18 protein-coding genes and 1 pseudogene are annotated in these 19,742 nt (G+C 53.8%); 6 read left to right on the plus strand and 13 right to left on the minus strand.

Going from position 1 to position 19,742, the window contains the following annotated elements; all coding sequences use genetic code 11:
• Positions 1 to 404 precede the first annotated feature (404 nt).
• Complete coding sequence (locus F6R98_RS22840) at positions 405 to 548, plus strand: DUF3391 domain-containing protein (RefSeq protein ID WP_153249765.1); 144 nt, start codon at positions 405 to 407, stop codon at positions 546 to 548.
• A 247-nt stretch (positions 549 to 795) separates the two neighbouring features.
• On the opposite strand, the gene F6R98_RS15165 is transcribed toward F6R98_RS22840, so the two are convergent.
• The 4 genes from F6R98_RS15165 to F6R98_RS15180 form a co-directional block, all read right to left on the minus strand.
• Positions 796 to 1,230 carry a group I truncated hemoglobin gene (locus F6R98_RS15165; RefSeq protein WP_153249766.1) on the minus strand — a complete coding sequence of 145 codons (435 nt, stop codon included), beginning with the start codon at positions 1,228 to 1,230 and terminating at the stop codon, positions 796 to 798.
• A 222-nt stretch (positions 1,231 to 1,452) separates the two neighbouring features.
• Entirely contained in the window at positions 1,453 to 1,776 is a 324-nt protein-coding gene (locus tag F6R98_RS15170) for an EAL domain-containing protein (protein ID WP_153249767.1), read from the minus strand.
• On the minus strand, positions 1,773 to 2,300 hold the full coding sequence (locus tag F6R98_RS15175) for an IS5 family transposase (RefSeq protein WP_153249768.1): 528 nt from the start codon (positions 2,298 to 2,300) through the stop codon (positions 1,773 to 1,775). Before F6R98_RS15175 ends, F6R98_RS15170 begins: the two co-directional genes overlap by 4 nt.
• Positions 2,301 to 2,454: 154 nt before the next feature.
• Positions 2,455 to 2,694, minus strand: coding sequence for a hypothetical protein (locus F6R98_RS15180; protein WP_153249769.1), 240 nt, complete (start codon positions 2,692 to 2,694; stop codon positions 2,455 to 2,457).
• Positions 2,695 to 3,140: 446 nt separating this feature from the next.
• On the opposite strand from F6R98_RS15180, the gene F6R98_RS15185 reads away from it, so the two are divergent.
• From F6R98_RS15185 to F6R98_RS21670, 3 genes are all read left to right on the plus strand, one after another.
• Positions 3,141 to 4,448: an FAD-binding oxidoreductase gene (locus F6R98_RS15185; protein WP_228124900.1), complete on the plus strand. Its 1,308-nt coding sequence runs from the start codon at positions 3,141 to 3,143 to the stop codon at positions 4,446 to 4,448.
• Between the two features lie 93 nt (positions 4,449 to 4,541).
• A complete protein-coding gene (locus F6R98_RS22130) occupies positions 4,542 to 4,778 on the plus strand; it encodes a hypothetical protein (RefSeq protein ID WP_228124901.1) in 237 nt (78 codons plus the stop codon).
• A gap of 23 nt (positions 4,779 to 4,801) precedes the next feature.
• Positions 4,802 to 4,900, plus strand: a complete 99-nt coding sequence (locus F6R98_RS21670) for a DUF3400 domain-containing protein (RefSeq protein ID WP_194269967.1) — start codon at positions 4,802 to 4,804, stop codon at positions 4,898 to 4,900.
• Positions 4,901 to 5,140: 240 nt separating this feature from the next.
• Here F6R98_RS21670 and F6R98_RS15195 read toward each other — a convergent pair whose 3' ends face one another.
• From F6R98_RS15195 to F6R98_RS15230, 8 genes are all read right to left on the minus strand, one after another.
• Positions 5,141 to 5,992, minus strand: coding sequence for a prenyltransferase (locus F6R98_RS15195; RefSeq protein WP_194269968.1), 852 nt, complete (start codon positions 5,990 to 5,992; stop codon positions 5,141 to 5,143).
• A gap of 10 nt (positions 5,993 to 6,002) precedes the next feature.
• Positions 6,003 to 6,560: a ferritin family protein gene (locus F6R98_RS15200; RefSeq protein WP_153249772.1), complete on the minus strand. Its 558-nt coding sequence runs from the start codon at positions 6,558 to 6,560 to the stop codon at positions 6,003 to 6,005.
• Between the two features lie 201 nt (positions 6,561 to 6,761).
• Positions 6,762 to 7,055, minus strand: coding sequence for a hypothetical protein (locus F6R98_RS15205; protein WP_153249773.1), 294 nt, complete (start codon positions 7,053 to 7,055; stop codon positions 6,762 to 6,764).
• A gap of 1,069 nt (positions 7,056 to 8,124) precedes the next feature.
• Positions 8,125 to 9,207: a 3-phosphoserine/phosphohydroxythreonine transaminase gene (gene serC / locus F6R98_RS15210; RefSeq protein WP_153249774.1), complete on the minus strand. Its 1,083-nt coding sequence runs from the start codon at positions 9,205 to 9,207 to the stop codon at positions 8,125 to 8,127.
• Between the two features lie 27 nt (positions 9,208 to 9,234).
• The gene (cysN, locus tag F6R98_RS15215) at positions 9,235 to 10,917 is read right to left on the minus strand and encodes a sulfate adenylyltransferase subunit CysN (protein WP_153249775.1); all 1,683 of its coding nucleotides are present in this window, start codon (positions 10,915 to 10,917) and stop codon (positions 9,235 to 9,237) included.
• Positions 10,917 to 11,861, minus strand: coding sequence for a sulfate adenylyltransferase subunit CysD (gene cysD / locus F6R98_RS15220; protein ID WP_455423466.1), 945 nt, complete (start codon positions 11,859 to 11,861; stop codon positions 10,917 to 10,919). The genes cysN and cysD overlap by 1 nt, the downstream gene beginning before the upstream one ends.
• Positions 11,858 to 13,585 carry an assimilatory sulfite reductase (NADPH) hemoprotein subunit gene (gene cysI / locus F6R98_RS15225; protein WP_228124902.1) on the minus strand — a complete coding sequence of 576 codons (1,728 nt, stop codon included), beginning with the start codon at positions 13,583 to 13,585 and terminating at the stop codon, positions 11,858 to 11,860. The genes cysD and cysI overlap by 4 nt, the downstream gene beginning before the upstream one ends.
• A gap of 127 nt (positions 13,586 to 13,712) precedes the next feature.
• Positions 13,713 to 15,494 (minus strand): assimilatory sulfite reductase (NADPH) flavoprotein subunit, encoded by a 1,782-nt coding sequence (locus F6R98_RS15230; protein ID WP_153249777.1) that lies wholly within the window; start codon positions 15,492 to 15,494, stop codon positions 13,713 to 13,715.
• A 782-nt stretch (positions 15,495 to 16,276) separates the two neighbouring features.
• Between F6R98_RS15230 and F6R98_RS15235 the strand changes: the two genes are divergently transcribed.
• Together F6R98_RS15235 and F6R98_RS15240 are read left to right on the plus strand one after the other, a co-directional pair.
• The gene (locus F6R98_RS15235; protein ID WP_153249778.1) at positions 16,277 to 17,341 is read left to right on the plus strand and encodes a sulfate ABC transporter substrate-binding protein; all 1,065 of its coding nucleotides are present in this window, start codon (positions 16,277 to 16,279) and stop codon (positions 17,339 to 17,341) included.
• The gene (locus F6R98_RS15240; RefSeq protein WP_153249779.1) at positions 17,338 to 19,101 is read left to right on the plus strand and encodes a SulP family inorganic anion transporter; all 1,764 of its coding nucleotides are present in this window, start codon (positions 17,338 to 17,340) and stop codon (positions 19,099 to 19,101) included. The genes F6R98_RS15235 and F6R98_RS15240 overlap by 4 nt, the downstream gene beginning before the upstream one ends.
• A gap of 479 nt (positions 19,102 to 19,580) precedes the next feature.
• Here F6R98_RS15240 and F6R98_RS22995 read toward each other — a convergent pair.
• Positions 19,581 to 19,724, minus strand: a pseudogene (locus F6R98_RS22995) (IS4-like element ISPpr4 family transposase); the annotation flags it as partial.
• Positions 19,725 to 19,742: the final 18 nt, after the last annotated feature.

Here is a 19,742-nt window from a genome sequence, read left to right on the forward strand (position 1 = left end):
TATAGAAACTGCTGTAGATTTTCAGGACAGGATCGATAGCTGGCATGCCGATATATCGGCGGAGACCGTGGCTTTCGTGGATGAGTGGCTGTATCAACATTTCATGGTGTCGGATAAATTGCTTGGGGAGTACTTAATGCCCTGGCGCGCCTGGAAACCCGGTAGAAAATTCAGACCCATTAAAACTCACATCAACATTTAATCTGATTGGCGCTGAAGTTCACAGACAGGGTGTATAAATATATAGCGGTTGAAGCTTAGTTATCCTCTTCGTGGACAGACTCCTTGCCACGCCGCAGGTAGTTCAACTATGCAGAATGCGCTTTGGCCTCTCGTTAACACATGTAAATTCTCACACTATCTGAGCTCGATGTTTCTGCCGTAAGCTTACCCGGAGGTTTTTCTTGAGGGAAAAAACCGACGTTTCAAATATCAAAACCGGTATGTTCGTCAATGAAATGTGTGGTAGCTGGTACGATCACCCTTTCCGTAGTGCAAATTTCTGCAATCAGGTATGGATCGATACTGCCAAGTGTTCGGATGTTTAGCCGGAAGTTTCCGTGGTAACCCAGGAAGATGAAAAACAGGAAACCGACCACGTGTTGAACGGGGTGTGCAAGGAGTATATGTGAGCTGCGGCAGCAACCCCCTTGCCTCTCGAATTTCATAACTCGCTTGCTCGCCGTTGATTTCAATTATCCTCGTCGGCAAGCCGCCCGACATCCGCTTGCTGTTGCGGATCTGGATAACCTGAAGCGTTTCCCTGGCGTTTCGCAATGAGGTTAACCGGATCGCTTATTTTATTGCGCTTGTCTTTTCCGGAGCAGAGAAGCTCAGTATCCCGTCGCCCGGAAATCGCGGGCTGCATTCTGCGACTGACCGGCTGATGAGCGCAGGCTTAAATGCCTGGTCTATTTTGTTCCATTTCTCGATCAAGGCGGCAGGAGCCCCCGTTTCCTGAAAAGCCGCCTGCAGCAGGCTTTCCCTGATTTGAAACAGTTCCTCGGTGATGAAGATATGCAAGTGCGCGCTGATGACCGCTTTGCCCCGATAGTTATCCGGGCCGCCTATGGCTTGAGCGATAAAATCGGCCTGCTGCTTTTCGATTTGTTCACGGGGTAACAGTTTAAAATATTGTCCGAGCCAAGGGTGGGCATAGACTTTATCGTAAAAAGCCTTATTAATGCGTTTCAGAGTCTCAAAGCCGCCGATTTCGTCAAACAAAGTCATATCCCGATGCTCCTGCCGGGCGCAAAGTCCTGCAGTGAATAGCCTGCAGTTTTCCGGCGCCGGTCGTGAAGATCATCATTTATTTCGTTTGTCTATGCAACTTGTTTTACAACTTGCAACGGCAACGATAAAAGACGAAACCCTTCAGGTACGGGACATAGCGTGCAAAAGCAGGGTCACTTCCTGTTCAGGCAATGGCTTGCTGAAATAATAGCCCTGGAATTAGTCGCAGCCCCGCCCTACCAGAAAAACCAGCGGCTCAGCCTTACCCACACCTTCAGCAATAACCTTTAACCCCAGACTATCAGCCATAACGATAATGGCGGAAACAATGGCGACATCGTTGGAATCTTCGGTAAGACCGATAATAAAGGAGCGATCTATCTTGAAATAATAGATCGAAAATCTTTTCAGACAGCTAAGCGAGGAATAGCCGCTACCGAAATCATCCACGGCAAGGGTGACGCCCAGATATTTCAGCGCTCCCAGCGTGGGTAGCGCGGCGCTGTCGTGCATAACCATCTCTACGGAGCGCATCGCTGTCATAGCCTTTGTCGCCGACAAACGCACGCGCACCCGCTGGGCGTCAGCGCCGGCAAGGTTTCGGCCTGTCCGATGTCGCTGGCCTGCCCTCCGGTCAGCACGAATTCGAGGGAGTTCCCCAAGGCATCCGTGATAGCGTGAATTTTGGTGCCGAACCCGCCCTTCGATCGTCCCAAGGCTTCGTCCCCGGCGTTGCCGCCTGCCGCGCCACCGACGCAGGGATGAGCCCGGTTGATGGTGGAATCGATAAACACGCTTTGCAAATCAGGATGATGGATGCATCCGGCGAACAGCGACCGCCAAACCCCATGCTTGCTCCAGCGGGAAAAACGCTTGAACACGGCGTTCCACTTGCCATGCGCTTCCGGCAGCGAACAGCATTGCGAACCAGATCGAAGAATTTGCAGAACGGCGACCAGAAAGGCTTGGCACTGTTCCTCGGACGTCGACCGGACATGCCGATGCTTAACCAGTATGGGATAGATAACGTTACAGTCTTCGGCGCTAATGTCGAGTCGGTCAGCCATTTTCGAAATGGTTCCAGCTTCACTGAGGGCGCCTGCCAATGTCAACAGAACCTAGCATGTCCCATCAGGTTGCGCAAAAAATGGCGAAACTCTGGCCGGGAAAATCCGCTCCCGGAATGAATAATCATCAATAGGCTATACGGGCTTGAATTTTTCAGACTACGCCGAAAATCCTGGCCGCCAGATGAGCCGTTTCGAGGCCGTCAATCAGACTGTCTACCAACATTTCCGCGCGCCTTCTTTCCTCTCGGCGCAGGTTCCAGTAGATACGTTCGTAAATTTGATTGAAGTGAAGAATCTCCTTGAGGCCATAAGGTTGTTCAAGCTTATTAAACAGTTCGCACAATTCGGTAAACTCTGGAGAATGGATCGGTGATACGCTGGCTTTATGCATGACAACAGTTCCTTGCAGACGCTGATTAAAGCACATCAATAATCAGGGGGAATAACCACTCAAATTTCATGGATTAGCATTTTATTTTATTGCTCTTATGCGACACCCATATGACCAAGGCGTGACATAAAGAAGACATCACGTATTTAGCATTTAACATACCATGATAGAACATACTGATATATATGATATTGAAAACATATACTGACTTTAGTAGTTAAACTCCCCGCAGCCATGCGCGAAAACACACAACATTGCTGATGACATACTGCCTGATCAACAACCGCAGAAATACGCAGGAATTCTGACGAATTCCCCATAACTCATCTACACTCAATCCGGAAAGAGGAGCGGCATGATTCGGCGGTCACGGATGAAGTTGGCAATGACCGTTCTGTCTGGAATTTTTCGGTCAGGCGCGCGAAGCGGTCCCGGCCATCGTCGAGGTGCGCGACTACCTGGACAGTTTGCCGAAGGAGGGTCCGCAACGGGTGATGCTGGCCGGACTCGAACACCTGGACGAGCGCTACGTCAAGGCGGTGGGCTACGGCACCAAGGCGCAGCGTTTCGGACGCCCGAAGATGGTGCTGTTCGGCGATATCGTCGGCGACGACGAAAACGCGGTGGCGCTGGCGGCTTCCGCGGTGATACGCCTGTGCAATGGGCGCGGCGCCGAAGGCTTTATCGCCGTCAGCCCGGAAGCGCGCCGCAAATTCTGGCTCGATCGCGCGCGCACCGCCGCGATTGCGCGCCATACCAATGCCTTCAAGCTCAACGAGGACGTAGTGATTCCGTTGCCGCGCATGGGCGAGTACTGCGACGGCGTCGAGCGTATCAATATCGAACTGGCGCTGCGCAATAAATTGCTGCTGTGCAAAACCCTGGCCGAGTTTTTTGCCGGCGAACTGCCGCTGCGCGAATACGAGTCCAACCTCGAAAAGGACGAGGTGATCGGCGATCGCCGCGGCAATGCGCTCGAGCTGCTGTCGCTGGTGCGCCGGCGCTGGCAATGGCTTTACGAGCATCTCGATACGCCGCTGAGCAAGGCGGAAGGCAAGTTCGCCGAGCTGGGCATAGAACCCGCTGAGTTTTCCAATCACACCAACCGGCCTACCCTGTTTCATCGCCTGCAGGATTATTCGGTGCGCGCTTCGTGGAAAAACGAGATACGCGCGCATTTGCAGGAGATTTTCGAGGGCGACACCTTCCGTCCGGTGCTGGAGCGCGTCGAAGCGCTGCACAGGGGGGTTCTGCGCGGCCGCGTGTTCGTGGCGCTGCACATGCACGCCGGCGACGGCAACGTGCATACCAATCTGCCGGTCAATTCGGAAAACTACGCCATGCTGCAGGAGGCCAACGAGGCCGTCGCCCGCATCATGGCGCTGGCGCGTTCGCTGGGCGGGGTAATCTCCGGCGAGCACGGCATCGGCATCACCAAGCTCCAGTTTCTGGAAGCGGATGAAATAAAACCGTTTATTGCCTATAAAAACCGCATCGATCCCGAAGGGCGTTTCAATAGCGGCAAGCTGCTGCCGGGCGGCGATCTGCGCCATGCCTACACGCCGTCGTTCAGCCTGATGGGTTTCGAATCGCTGATCATGCAGCAAAGCGATATCGGTGCGATTGCCGATGCGGTCAAGGATTGTCTGCGTTGCGGCAAATGCAAGCCGGTATGCACCACCCATGTGCCGCATGCCAATCTGCTGTACTCGCCGCGCAACAAGATACTCGCCACCTCGCTGCTGATCGAGTGAGGTTATAAAGGCCAGCGTCTGAGGCATGCGTTTTTAGCGCCATGGGGCAAGGCGCAGACCGCCCACCCGCCGGCCACGCACGATAAAGCGCCGGTGCTGGAACAAGTCATTCATTTCACCAACCGCAAGATGCCGGGCAAGCTGCCCAGTAAAACCGCGCGCGCACTGCTCGATATCGAAGACAATCAGATCGTGCCGGTGATACGCGACCGCCAAAAAACGCAGATCGACTCCGAGGCGGTGTTCTATTTTCCCGGCTGCGGCTCAGAACGCCTGTTTTCGCAGGTGGGACTGGCGACGCAGGCGATGCTGTACGATCTGGGCGTGTAGACGGTGCTGCCGCCCGGTTATCTGTGCTGCGGGTTTCCGCAGCGCGCGATCTGGGCGAGGACTGGATGGAGCGTTATATCGCCGGCGCTTCGAACGGCGGCATAGAGCGGATTCTGGTATGAACCAAACAGCGGTTTTTATCCGGTTCGATATCAAATAGTAATTTTTAATCGGTGTCACTATTCGGATCATTAGAGCCTTCTACGCAAAACGCACCGGGAAAAGAGACTGCAATATAATCTTCGAATGAACAGACTACGCGGGAGCGGGCTCTTTCGCGGGCTAAAGCAGGCTCCGCCTCCCGGATTCCGCTATGGGTACATCCCGGATGCATTAAACAACCAATAGGTTGCACGCGATTTTTATGAGCGAATAATGAGCGCCAGCGTAAGAAACAAGACACTGCTCGAAAGCAATAGATACTTGGAATCTGGAGGTTTTTTCAACCGTACGACAAAAAAAACACATGAAAACAGGATATCAATAGCAGTCGTAACCAGCCCCGCCTGCTGAAAAACCAACGCCGACGCCCAGGCCAGCAGAAACATAAAAAAAAGAATTCGCACAAAGCGGTATGTTATATCCGCGCCATAGCGAACAGCAAAAGATTGTTTTCCGGCAAGGCGGTCCGTCCGCATCTGCGTCGGCTGATGCGCCAGCAGCAACGCGACGGCGAGGCATCCGAAGGCCAGCGCGCCTGACAACATGCCAGGATTGGCGCTTTGTCCAGTAACCAGCCAGAGACCGCCGAATACGCCGGGTCCGTAGCACAGGCCGGTTACCCATTCGCCCAGACAGGTATACGACAATGGCCGCTTACCGGAATTATAAAGATAACCAAGAGCAACCAACGGAATAGCCGGTATCAATATATCCAGGTGTTCTCTCCACAACAGAACCGCAAGCCCCAGCGCAGTTCCGCCCAGAAAGCTGAGCCAGCCATGCAGCCTCACCAGACCCAGGTTCTGATGATGGACGTACACCCAGGAATCCGATTTTTCAATATCGGCTCCGAGACGCCAGTCGGCCTCGTCATTTAACAGATTAATAGCGTGTTGCAATAATGTGACGGCGAGCGTCGCTCCCAACAGCGCAAGCAGAGAATTCCCCGAGGGTAGAACAAGCAACCAGACGGCAACGCCTGGAAGAACGGAAATCAGATAGATGGCAGGGTTTAACGCCTGCCACCATTTGAGCCTTACTTCTTGATTCAAAACTGTATTATCAAACAGGTACGGCGGACGCCGACGGAAACTCATGCAGGGCCGCGCGGAACCACTCGGCATGCTGCCGCTCCGAATCAACGACTTTCTGATAAACTCTGGAGGCACGCTCGTCCTGTTCCGCTTTAGCCTGATCGCGGAAACCCGGATAAATATTGGCATACTCGCGCTCTTCCACCGCCAGCGCGACGCGCAATGCTTTTTCGATTACCGATGTCGGATTCAGCGCCAGCAGCGCATCGCACCGTTGCTGTATGGTCTGCAATGCGTCAACGGCGCGTTGCGTATCCTCACCGCGCGTCGGAACGCCGATTTCCCGGTACAGATCCCTTAACCAGACGGCATGCAAGGACTCCTCTCCGGCTACCTTGCGGAACAAGGTAGCCAACTTCGGGAACCCGGCCTTTTCCGCCCAGCGCGCAAATTCGGGATACATGACCTTACCCTCGTATTCTTCAACATCAATAAAAGACTCTGCAGTTTTAGCGCGTTGTTCGCGTTGCTCTGCGGCTGCAAAACACTGGAAAATCATATCTTCGGTAACCTCTATGGCGGCCATGTTTCCTCCTGACAGAAATTGATTGGTCGTTATGCATTTTAAATCAGTTAATAAAACAATAGCAGAATAAATAAAAATATGTTTACGTCTTTTCAATATAAATAATATCTCAACCGAAAACGCTTGCAACACTACAGAAAACGCCGAGCCCCCAAATCCGGAGCAGCGCGCTATCCGCTCCCATAGAAAACAGGGGGCGCTTTAATAAGCCAACAACAGGACAAAAGGGATGGGAACCGCGACGATTAAGTTGATTCGCTTACTAAATGTCGATACTCCAGCTAAGCCGGATAATGTTGATGGTGTATGATGCCGTCTGTTGATGCGGCTTAACTGGCAACCACAAACCTCGACATCAACCCCGCAAGACTCGCGGAGCCGCTGCGCACAGACGCTGGCGCTTTCCGGATCGTCGAAAAAACCGCTGATAACACCGGCATCCTCGTGCGAATATCCATGTAACCCATGAATTGCTTCCAATACAAAATTGCTCATCGACTCAACCTACCTTTACCTTGCAAGTATTAACCATCAACTAACTGAATCATATACAACACTTCACAAAAAGCGCTTGAATGTCCGCACGCAGGATATTTCGAGTCATGAAAGTGAAATGATGATTATGGTAGTACTTCCCATGCTTCCACCTAGCTCGTTGAACCTCGGACTGCAGGGAGGCAAATACAAAAATACGAAGCAGTGATCGACCGGCCGGATAGCGGTAAATCAGTATCAATATGCTGATGCGTCGGGCCTTTGTCAATTATTACAATATTACAAAAGTCCACTTTATTTTATGCGGAGGATATAAACATACCTGGAGTCCTCCGGATTCACTTACTATGATAGGACGCCCTCGAATAGTAAACAGGCGATTTCCATGCCATAACCGATACACGAAAAAGACTCACCCCTATCCAATCGTAAACTCATAAAAATAAGGACAAAAACCACGTCATGAAATGGAGGCGCGCGTAGCGCGCGCTTCGAAACAGCCCACGTTAGGCATTTCTGCAAACGCAGGGCGCTTCTACATCAACAAAAAAGACCACGCACTGCTTCCTGAGAAGCAAAACGCAGCTTCTGATAAGCCAATTGGAACGGTAAGCGTTTACAAACGCAGTCATCTCCACAACGCTTGTAACTATTCAGTGCCACCGAGCGTGAAGTTGAAAAAAGGGCTACGAATAACGATCGCAAGAGACCGTCTGCGGCAAGGATACCGGAGACGAGCCTCCATGTGAATGGATTCACTGCGCAGTTGATCTACCGACAGCCTTGCGCGCGTTAAGACAGCCCTATCCGTAGACCCAGAGCCTGTAACTGAATAGTTACCAATACTTAGATTCTGTTGACGTTACCGTGAAAAGAGAAAGGATTATATCAATGAGTTACGATTGATAAAAAGTGAGAAACCGTCATTCCGGCATGGATTGCCGGAATCCAGACGCCAGGGAAAGGGGTTCAGAGTAACATCCCCCGGATCAAGTCTGTGGCAGGCTCTGACGGCATGACGCCAACCAATTAATTCATAAGTTGCATTATGTCAACAGATTCTAGAAAATTATCCGTATTTTCGCTCAAATTCAGCCATAAATGCAATTAAGGCGTCCACACCTGCTTCAGGCATGGCATTGTAAAGACTGGCGCGAATACCGCCGATCGAGCGGTGTCCTTCCAGCGTCGTCAGACCGGCAGCCCTGGCATCCGCGGCAAACTTTTTTTCAAGGGATGGATCGGCAAGATGGAAAGGTATATTCATGCGCGAACGGAATTCTGTGGGCACCGGATTGGAATAAAACGGCGATGCGTCGATAGCGGAATAGAGTTTTTGCGACTTGCGTATGTTGTGTTGCTCGATCACATCCACCCCGCCCTGCTCCCTGACCCAATCCAGCACCAGACCGACAAAGTACCAGCTGTATGTCGGCGGCGTATTGACGAAAGAACCGCTGGCCGCCTGTCTTTCGTAATCAAGTATACTGGGAACGCCGTGCGGATTATGCCGGATGACGTCATCGCGCACGATGACCACGGTTACGCCGGCAGGTCCCATGTTTTTCTGCGCGCCTGCATAGCTGATTGCAAACCGGCTGACATCGACGCTGCGCGAAAGTATGTTCGACGACAAATCGCATACCAGCGGCACGTCGCCAACATCGGGAACGGTATGAAACTCGACACCGTTAACCGTTTCGTTCGACGTGTAATGCAGGTAGGCGGCATTGAACGGAATCACCCAGCTTTCGCGCGGCGGAATCAGTGTGAATCCGGAGTCCTTGCCGCTGGCTGCCACATGAATCTCGCCGAACTGTCTGGCCTCCTCAATCGCCATGCCCGACCAGTAGCCGGTATGTATATACGCTCCGGACTTGTTTTCGCTGAGCAGATTCAACGGTACAGCCGCAAACTGGCCGGTGCCCCCGCCATGCAGGAACAACACTTTATAGTTTGGCGGTATCGACATCACTTCGCGCAAATCGGACTCTGCCTGCTCGGCAATGCCGATAAACTCCTCGCTGCGGTGACTCAGTTCCAGAGCCGACATACCGGTACCGTGCCAGTCCAGAAATTCCTCCCTCGCACGCAACAGTACGGATTCAGGTAAAAATGACGGACCCGCGCTGAAATTATAAACTCTGGACATGATTGCCTTCCCCCCATGGGATTAATGTCAAATAATAAAATCCTTATCCGCCACCGTAGTTCCCGCAAACGGGCTCAGCAACTCGGTAATCCGCGCCATGTCGATATATTCAGCATCCAGAACGATATTTCGTTCGTCGGCATCCGGCACATCGCCTGCAACTGCTCCGATCACAACCAGACCTGCCTGATTTAACTGCTGCGCCACCATAAAAGCCTGCTCTCTCACCAGCGAATTGTCCAGCAGGTAACAGGAATAGCCGCGTTCGAACAGACGGCGCTCCAATGGAGCAGCGATATCGGCAGCGCCGTTTCCGGTCAGCCACAGCGTTATGGCGCGCTGGTTCAAACGCGCCGCGCGTTCTTCCGCGCCGACCGGATGAAATACCCGATCCCGCCGGTTAGCCGCGCCAACGATCATACCGGCGCCGACAGTGATATTGCTCAAGCGGTCGATCACGATAAAAGCGCCGGTTTCCTTGCAACAGGTATAGGCATCGAAAATCAGCGGGGCGTTCAATACCACTTCGCACAGGCCGATCTCGTTCAATTGCAGCTGCTCAGCATCAAACTGTTCCAGTGTATTGACATCGATGCGGTACTGAATTTCGGCTATCGCCCCGGTCAGCGTGCGGGTCGCATGCTTGAAGTAATATTGCTTGCCGCGCGTTAGCGCTGTTTCCGTCATCCAGACGATATGCGCAATGAAACGGCTGTCCAGCAACGGCGGAACCTGGTCGGTACGCACCAGCAGATCGCCGCGGCTGATGTCGATTTCATCAGTCAGCGTGACGGTAATCGCCTGGGGATAAGAAGCTTCCTCCAGTTCTCCGTCATAGGTTACGATGGATTTGACATGGCTGGTTTTGCCCGAAGGCAATACCTGTATGGGATCGCCTTTTTTCAGCGTACCTGCCGCCAGAGTGCCGCAATAACCGCGAAAATCCAGGTTGGGACGATTGACGTACTGTACCGGCAAACGCAAGTCGCTCAGGTTCTGATCGACGCCGATGTCTATGGTGTCGAGCAGCTCCAGCAATGGCGCTCCGTCAAACCACGCCAAATGCGCGCTGCGATTGACGACATTGTCGCCTTTTAATGCCGAAAGCGGAATAAAACGGATGTCGCCCGGAGGCAGCTGCCCGGCAAACGCCAGATAGTCGCTGCGAATACGTTCGTAGACATCCTGCCGGTAATCCACCAGATCCATTTTATTGATCGCAACCACCACACGGCGGATACCCAGCAGCGAGACGATAAAACTGTGACGCCGGGTCTGAGTCTGTACGCCGTTGCGCGCATCGACCAGAATGACCGCCAAATCGCTGGTAGATGCCCCGGTCGCCATGTTGCGGGTGTACTGTTCATGCCCCGGCGTATCGGCTATGATGAATTTGCGCCGCGTAGTGGAAAAATAGCGATAGGCTACATCAATGGTAATGCCCTGCTCGCGCTCCGCCTGCAGGCCATCCATCAACAGGGCCGGATCAAAGTCGTCTCCGGTGGTGCCGAACTTGGCGCTGTCCTGCCGCAAGGCTGCCAATTGGTCTTCATAAATCGATTTGGTATCGTGCAACAGGCGGCCGATCAGCGTGCTTTTACCGTCGTCGACGCTGCCGCAGGTCAAAAAACGCAGGAGCTGCTTGTGCTCATGCTGGGCCAGATAGGCAAGAATATCCGTTTCGATCAATTGTTCGGATGGACGTGTCATTAAAAATACCCCTCGCGTTTTTTCTGTTCCATGGAGCCGGCCTGATCATGATCGATAAGCCGCCCCTGCCGCTCGGACGTTCGCGTCAGCAACATTTCGCGGATAATATCGGGCAGGGTAACCGCATCGGACTCCACCGCACCGGTCAGCGGGTAACAGCCCAGCGTGCGGAAGCGCACCCGCTTCATTTCTATTTTTTCATCCGGCTGTATCGGCATGCGATCGTCGTCGACCATGATCAGCGTGCCGCCGCGATTGATGACTGGACGTTCCTCGGCGAAATAAAGCGGGACGATAGGAATATTTTCCAGATAGATGTACTGCCAGATATCCAGCTCCGTCCAGTTGGAAAGCGGGAAAACCCGGATACTCTCGCCCTTGTTGATCTTGCCGTTGTACAGCGCCCAAAGCTCGGGGCGCTGGTTTTTCGGGTCCCAGCGGTGTTGCGGGTCACGGAACGAATAGACACGCTCCTTGGCGCGCGACTTTTCCTCATCGCGTCGCGCGCCGCCAAACGCCGCATCGAAGCGGTACAGATTGAGCGCCTGCTTGAGACCCTCGGTTTTCATGATATCGGTATACTTGCTGCTGCCGTGGGTTATCGGATTGATGCCCTGACGCACCCCTTCCTCGTTGACGTGCACCAGCAGATTCAACCCCAGTTCGCGCGCCCGCTGGTCGCGGAATGCAATCATGTCGCGGAACTTCCAGGTGGTATCGACATGCAGCAACGGGAACGGCAATCTGGCCGGATAAAACGCCTTGACAGCCAAATGCAGCAGTACCGCCGAATCCTTGCCGATCGAATAAAGCATCACCGGTCGTTCGAATTCCGCAGCCACCTCGCGGATGATATGAATACTTTCTATCTCCAGGCGTTTGAGATGAGTCAGTGTATCGTGATGAATTTCAGTATCGTCACTTGCGTGCAATGCATGACTCACTTGTTGTCTCCTGTATGAAAGTCACGTCCGGCTGTAACCGCGGCGACGTGTTTTTTGCGAATCAGAAAATCGCCGAAATGCTCGCCTTTGTGGCGTTGTTTGCCGTACTGTTCGATCAGCGGCGTTAATACGGCCACAATCTCGTCTTCGGTCAGGTTTTCCCGATACAGTTTATTGAGCCGTTCCCCGGCGAACCCCGCCCCCAAGTACAGGTTATAGCGTCCGAGCGACTTGCCGACCAGGCCGATTTCCCCCAGAAAAGGGCGCCCGCAACCGTTCGGACAACCGGTAACGCGCAGCGTGATCGCGTCTTCGCTCAAACCGTTGCGTTGTAGCACCGGTTCGAGCAGACTAAGCAGATCCGGTAGCCAGCGTTCACTTTCCGCCATCGCCAGACCACAGGTCGGCAGCGATACGCAGGAAATAGCATGACGGCGGATACCGCTCCAGTTGTCCGGCAGCGGTATCCTATGTTCGGCAAGCAGCGCTTCGATACGCGGTTTGTTGTCCGCGCTGACTCCGGCGACGGTCAGGTTTTGATTGGCGGTGAGACGGAAATCTCCCTGGTGTATCCGCGCGATTTCGCGCAATCCGACCAGCCAGGCAGTTTCCGGCGTATCCTTGATACGCCCGCTTAATATTCCCAGCGTCAGATGCCACAACCCCTGCTGACCCTGTACCCAGCCGAGCGGATCGCCGTTATGTTCGAAACGAAACGCTTGTGCGGGCTCCAGCTGAAAGCCCAAACGCGAGGTCAACTCGCGCAGAAACCAGTCGGTACCGCGGTCGTCCAGCGTATATTTGAAGCGCGCATGCTTGCGGTTGCTGCGGTCGCCGAAGTCGCGCTGTATGCTCAATATTTGCTCGGCTACCGTTAATACCTGATCGGAGCGGCAGAAACCAATCACGTCGGCGGTGCGCGGATAGGTTGCGACATCGCTGTGAGTCATGCCCATGCCTCCGCCGACGCTGACGTTGAAACCGGCTATTTTCCCGCGTTTGACTATGGCGATGAATCCCAGATCCTGCGCAAAGACGTCGATATCGTTATGCGGCGGCAATGCCAGACCGATTTTAAATTTGCGCGGCAAATAGGTCGCGCCGTACAGCGGCTCCTGTTCGGGCTGCGCATCGGCAACCGGTTTTTCATCGAGCCAGATTTCCTGAAAAGCGCGCGTTTTCGGCAGAAATTGCTCGCTCAGCAGCCGGCTCCAGTGGTGCAGCTCGGCATGCAATGACGAGAGACAGGGATTGTTGTGACTGACTACGTTACGGTTCACGTCGCCGCAGGCTGCTATACTGTCGAGCCCCGCCTGCGCGAGACCGGCGACCAAAGCTTTCAGATTGCGTTTATAAACCCCGTGGTACTGAAAAGTTTGCCGGGTGGTGATGCGTAGCGAGGGATAAGCGTAGCGGCGCGCCAGATCATCCAGAGCGAGCCATTGCTCAGGAGTGCAGATGCCGCCGGGCAGACGAAGACGCAGCAGAAACGAATAGAGCGGCTCCAGCTTCTGCTGTTGCCGCTCGTTGCGCAGATCACGGTCGTCCTGTTGATAGATGCCGTGAAACTTGAGCAGCTTGCCGCTGCCTGTACTGACCGCGCCGGTAACTGCATCGGCCAGATCGGCGGCAATGTCTCCGCGCAGAAAACGGCTGCGCGATTTCAGGTTTTCGTCTTCGCTCAACGCGTTTGCTGTTTTGACCGTCATTTGATACTTATTCATCCTTATAATTGCCCACGAAAAACACGAAAGGCGCGAAAACAAGCAAATACATAAATTTATCGCATACACACATAGCCGTACATCTTCAAAATTTTTCGTGTTTTTCGTGGACCAACTTCTTTACAGTTTAATAAACATCACGCTGGTAACGTTGAGCGCTTTGCAGCGCCTGCACGTAATCGACGGCATAAGCGCGGTCCTGCCCGCTTTCCCTCTCAACCACCCCAAGCAAGGCTTCGTGGACATCCGGAGCCATCTGTTTGGCGTCGCCGCATACATAAAAATGCGCGCCCTCCTCCAGCCAGGCGTAAAGTGCGCGGCTGTTTTCGCGCAGGCGATGCTGCACGTAGACTTTTTGATTGCCGTCGCGCGAAAAAGCCGCATCAAGATGCGTCAGCAAGCCGTTCTTGCGGTGTTCCAGCCATTCGCGCTGGTAGAGAAAGTCGGTATTGAAATTCCGATCTCCGAAAAACAGCCAGTTTTTTCCGCGCGATCCGCTGGATTCGCGTTCTTCCAGAAAGGCGCGGAACGGTGCGACGCCGGTTCCGGGCCCGACCATGATAATCGCCGTATCCGCGTCGTCCGGCAGACGGAACCCCGGATTTTCATGAACAAAAAACCGGATGAGGTTTCCTTCCGCACTGTCGGCCAGAAAAGTCGAGGCTACCCCATGGCGCAGCAGTCCGTGGCTTTCATAGCGCACCACGCCGACGGTAAGGTGTACCTCGTCCGGATTGGCGTTAATACTGGAGGCAATCGAATATAAACGCGGCTGGAGCTTACGCAGCAGCGCGACAAACTGACTCGCGGTAATGCCGTTGAGCGGATAGCGGCGCACGATATCGATAATTTCGCGTCCATTAAGAAAATCACGCAGCGCATCGCGCTGATTTTCATCCAATAAGCTTCTCAGTTCGTGTGCATCCGCCAGCGCCGCGTATTTCTCCAGAAAAGGGCGGCTCAGCGTGGTAATCTCGTAATCCTGCAGCAGAGCGCGCTCCAGCCCGGCTTCGCCGCCGCTTGCTGACGGCACCGGCGCGGACGGATCGAGTTGCAGAGCGCCAATCAGATCATTTACACGATCCTGGCGGTTGGCGGGTACGACACCGAGAGCATCCCCCGGCGCGAAACGCAAGCCGGAACCTTCGATCGATAGCGCAATGTGACGTACATCCTTGCTCGAACCGCGCCCGGTCAGACGCTGATTTTCCAGCAACGCTGCCTGGAGTGGTTGCTTTTTCGAATATGCGCCTGCTTCCGTCTGCACCGCTATAGCCTCGGTCGCCGCTACTTTTCCCGATTGCGGCAGTTTCGCCGCTATCTCATCAATCCACCCGGCAGCGGTATCTTCGAAATCGACATCGCAATCCACGCAGGCGTGCAGGCGCGACGCTCCCAGGTCTTCCAAGCGAAGGTCGATATCATGACCGGTCTTACAAAAGTATTCGTAACTGCTGTCCCCCAGCGCCAATACCGCATAGTGCAACTCCGGCAGCTTAGGGGCCTTGGCGCTGTGCAGATAATCGTAAAAAGCGCGCGCGTTATCGGGCGGTTCGCCTTCGCCATAAGTGCTGACCGCAATCAGCAGCACATGATCCCGCTTGAGCTGGGCGCTTTTATAACTCGCCATGCTTTCCAGCCGCGCCGCCGTGTAGCCGAGCTCCTGCAACCGTGTATGGAAGGTCTTGGCAAGTTTATCGGCATTTCCGGTCTGCGAGCCGGAAAGTACAGTGATGACCCGTACGCTCGACGGCTCCTGAACCGCCACGGTTGAGGATTGTACACGCGCGTTTGCGTGACCGGCCAGATAACCGCTGATCCAAAGCAGTTGCGGAGAAGAAAGTTCGTCCGTGAGTTTATTGAGGCTGTCCCATTGCTGGGAGGACAAAGGTGTGCTGAGTTTGTTCACTGAATAGATTCTCTCGTCAGTCTTGAAAGCGCCGTCAAACGGGAGTCAGACGGCGTATCGCGGAAACCCGCTCGCACAATGCCTGCCTGCAAAGGCCGGATCAAAGCGTCACAGTCCGGTATGGATGATACAGGGAGCCATTGTCTTTAAAAAATCTGAAATGTTATTTGTTTATTACCAATAGAAATATCAGACACCCCCATATTGCGATCAAATCCAGGTTGAACGATAAATAGCAAAATCGACCGATGACGGGGCTGCCACATCCCCATTGCTGCTCAGAAAGCAGTACATCAGCAACATTGCTTTCTGTGGCGCATAGCTACGGCGTATTCGACTATTAAACACCGACAAACCAATAAAGCATATCGTGGCATGCTATGTGCTTGACATGATACATGCACAACTCTTTAGTTCGTTCAGGCCTTTTTTTAGGAAGGGGAAGTTTGGTATCGGCGCAGAGAGCTTCCAAAGCCTGTCCAGAGCGAAGCCGAAAGGACGAACTTGCAGCGTGTTTCAACTGGCTTGCCTCAACCCGACTGCTTCGGCCATGAGTCTAAAGCACGCACTGAATAGATACAGTGACGCAACATAAGCTTCCGATGAAAACTTTGTATTCGCGATCGGCCTTTCGCATCCTTTAAGCCCGATCCCACGGGGATAGCCAACGGTAACCGAATAGATAATACCATCGACCCTTTCCAATTTTAATCGAGACGAAACATGTCAGAAACACGCACCCCGGAATATCCGGCCATTAATCCGTTCTACAACTCCCGGCCATGAACACAAAGTGGCTTAACACCTGTGCGCTGGTCCTGGTGGTGGTGGCAGTTGCGCTGGTAGGATTTAAAAACATTAAACGCGATAAGGGGCATCCGCTGCTCAATGTTTCCTACGACCCGACACGGGAGCTCTACACGGAAATCAACACCAGATTCATCCCCAAATACGAGGATGAAACCGGCGACTGGGTAGGAGTCGAGCAATCCCACGGCGGCTCGGCGCGTCAAGCACGAGCCGTAGCCGCTGGTTTAGCTGCTGATGTCGTAACGCTGGCGCTTCCGTCCGATATAGATGTTCTGGTCAAACACGGACTCGTCGCTCAGGACTGGCAAAAACGCTTTCCGAACCATTCGCAGCCTTACTCGTCCACCATTGTTTTTGTGGTGAGAAAAAACAACCCGAAGCACATCAAGGACTGGCCGGATTTGATCGGAGCGGATGTCAACGTTATCACTCCGGACCCGAAATCTTCAGGCAATGGCAAACTCAGCCTGCTGGCTGCCTGGGGATCGGTGATCAAACGCGGCGGCAGCGAAAATCAGGCCCGCGATTTTATTGAGCAGCTTTACAAGCATGTGCCGGTACTGGGACAGGGTGCGCGCGATTCTACCACTACATTTGTACTGGCAGGCGTGGGCGACGTACACCTGACCTGGGAAAATGAAGCGTTACGCGAAGTGAAGGAATCCAGGGGCGAGCTGGAAGTCGTCTACCCGCCGCTTAGTATCCGAGCCGAACCGAGCGTCACATGGGTCGATAGCTATGTGGAGCAGCACCAGTCCGCTTCCGCAGCCAAGGCTTATTTAAGCTATCTTTACACCGATCAGGCCCAGGAGATGTTTGCCAGGCATGGCTACCGGCCGATCAACGAAAAAATTCTGCAGGAGAACCGGAATCAACTGCCGGAAATCGCGCTATTTCCGGTAACGCTGATCGCCAGGGACTGGAACGATGCCCACACAAAATTTTTCGGTGACAACGGGATATTCGATATCATCCGCCGGCCCGTCGCCGGATCTCGCTCAGCGAATACTCAACCTCTATCGGCCAATGCCCCATGAAGACTTCTATATTTTTTCGTTTTAACTACTATAGCTGGGACGTTGCGCGCCGCGACTTGGTTGCCGGCGCCACGGTTGCCGCGATTGCGATTCCGCAGGCAATGGCTTATGCGCTTATAGCCGGAGTCGATCCGCGTTTCGGTCTTTACTCTGCAATCGTGGTAACGTTGATTGCTTCCGTATTCGGGTCGTCCTCCCATTTGATCAACGGGCCGACCAATGCCATTTCATTGCTGGTTTTTGGGACATTGGCCGCTTTCGACGAGCGCTTTGAAACTTATCAAGCGCTGTTTCTGCTGGCGATTCTGGTCGGCATCATCCAGACCCTGATTGCGGTATTCAAGCTCGGCGATCTGACGCGCTATGTCTCCGAATCGGTCATACTGGGTTTCATGGCCGGAGCCGGCGTGCTGGTGGGTTTGGGTCAGGTCGGTAATTTCCTGGGTGTCGCAAAGAAGGGCAGCGCTGACCAATCCGTGCTGGTGCAATTATGGGAAACTCTCACCAAGGGCGGAGCGTTTAATCCGCGTGCTATCGGTCTTGGTATCGGAACCATCGTTCTGGTGCTGCTTTTGCGCCGACTGATCAACCGCTACAAGCTTCCGCAAATGGACATGCTGCTGGCGTTAATCGCAGCTACCGTGATCGCAGCTATCTTCCAATGGTCTGCGCCGGGAACGGACGGCAAAACAATAGTGGCCGTCGTCGGTAAAGTCCCTGCTGCGTTGCCTTCATTTCATGTTCCGGAAATTGATTTCAACTGGATAAGCAAATTACTCAGCGGCGCCATTGCCATTTCATTTCTCGGGCTGCTGGAAGCGCTGGCCGTCGCGAAATCAATTGCGACCTATACCCGCCAGTCTCTCGATTATAATCGCCAGTGTCTTGCCGAAGGCGTCGCCAATCTTGTCGGCGGCTTCTTCCAAAGCCTCCCCGGCTCCGGCTCGCTGACGCGATCGTCCATAAATTACCAAGCCGGCGGTATCACCCGTATGTCCGGCGTCTATTCGGGGCTGATCGTAGCCGTCGTAGTTCTGCTGTTTGGACCTTATGCGCGTTTTATCCCAAAATCCGCACTGGCCGGCCTGCTTTTCATCACTGCAGCCCGATTGATCGACTGGAAACGGTTGGGCTATGCATTGCGCGCATCCTGGTTCGATGCCGCGCTGGTGCTGGTGACGGCTTTTTCGGCGATCTTCATCAGCGTCGATGAGTCGATCCTGATCGGCGTGGCTATTTCGATTTTGCTTTATCTTCCTCGCGCTACCAAGCTGACGATACGTGAGCTTGCGGTAACGCCTGAACGGGTTGTTCGCGAACGCCTGCCACAGGATGCGCAGGCCGATGCCGTGCTTATCTACGATCTGGAGGGTGATCTGTTTTTCGGGGCCGCGCCGGAGCTTGATCATTACCTTGATGACATTAAACATAAAAGCATGCAATCCGGCATCAGGTACGTCGTTCTACGCTTAAGGCGCACCCGTAATCCCGATGTGGTGGCGATTGAGCATTTAGAGCGCTTTTTACACGACGCAGAAAAACTCGGCATCACCGTGCTGTTGGCAGGAGTACGTCCCGATCTGGCAAAAATCCTGCACAACGCCGGATTCATGCGCTGGCTATCTGCAGATCGCATCTTTTTTGAGGAGGATGAACGGTACTCGGCTACCATTCTTGCCGTGCGGCACGCCTACAAACTGCTGGGCCGAAGAACCGATATGCGCGGAGAGGAAGCAGAATCATGGTATTACCTGATTTAGAGACGAAGTGTGTATATATGTATATGCTTGGCTTGCGCCGCCTGAAGCGTAGCGCGGAAGGCCTAACCCTAACCTAACCGGTCATGGCGCAAGCGTCGTCCCCTATCATGCAAACGCATGCGCCACCACGCCAGGCTTCCCCTCACCCAGCCTCTCCCAGCGGGCATGAGCATCTACAAATCTCCCATCGCCTTTCCTGGAATTTCAAACCTTCGAGGAAAAGCAAAGTCGGCGAAGGCTTGCAATTCCTCAATGGAATATTCATTCAAGACGCCCCCATAGGCTGAAGCTCTTGAACAGACCATCCAGCAAAGCGGGCGCGGTGACCGGGCGCGTTCGCTTCATTTGCCGTCCCGATAAACGCACCAAAAACTCCCGCGTGCGCACCGTCTGTTCAACGGTTTCCCGCATCGGCCGCCAAGCCAGTACGCACGCCTGCGTGGCAATGAGGACGCACTTGAATAACGCCGGTCCGCTTTCCTGTTCCAGCATTCCAACTGATGCCCCGCTGCCTTGAGCAGTTTGAAGAACGATTCTATCTGCCGGCGATAGTTGTACCACAAGGCAATCCGCTCTGCCGGAACAGATAACTCCACGTTGGTCGGCAGATACCATTCCGCTAGGCGTCGCATTCTATCTCC

It is taken from the genome of Candidatus Methylospira mobilis, assembly GCF_009498235.1.
GTDB lineage: Bacteria > Pseudomonadota > Gammaproteobacteria > Methylococcales > Methylococcaceae > Methylospira > Methylospira mobilis.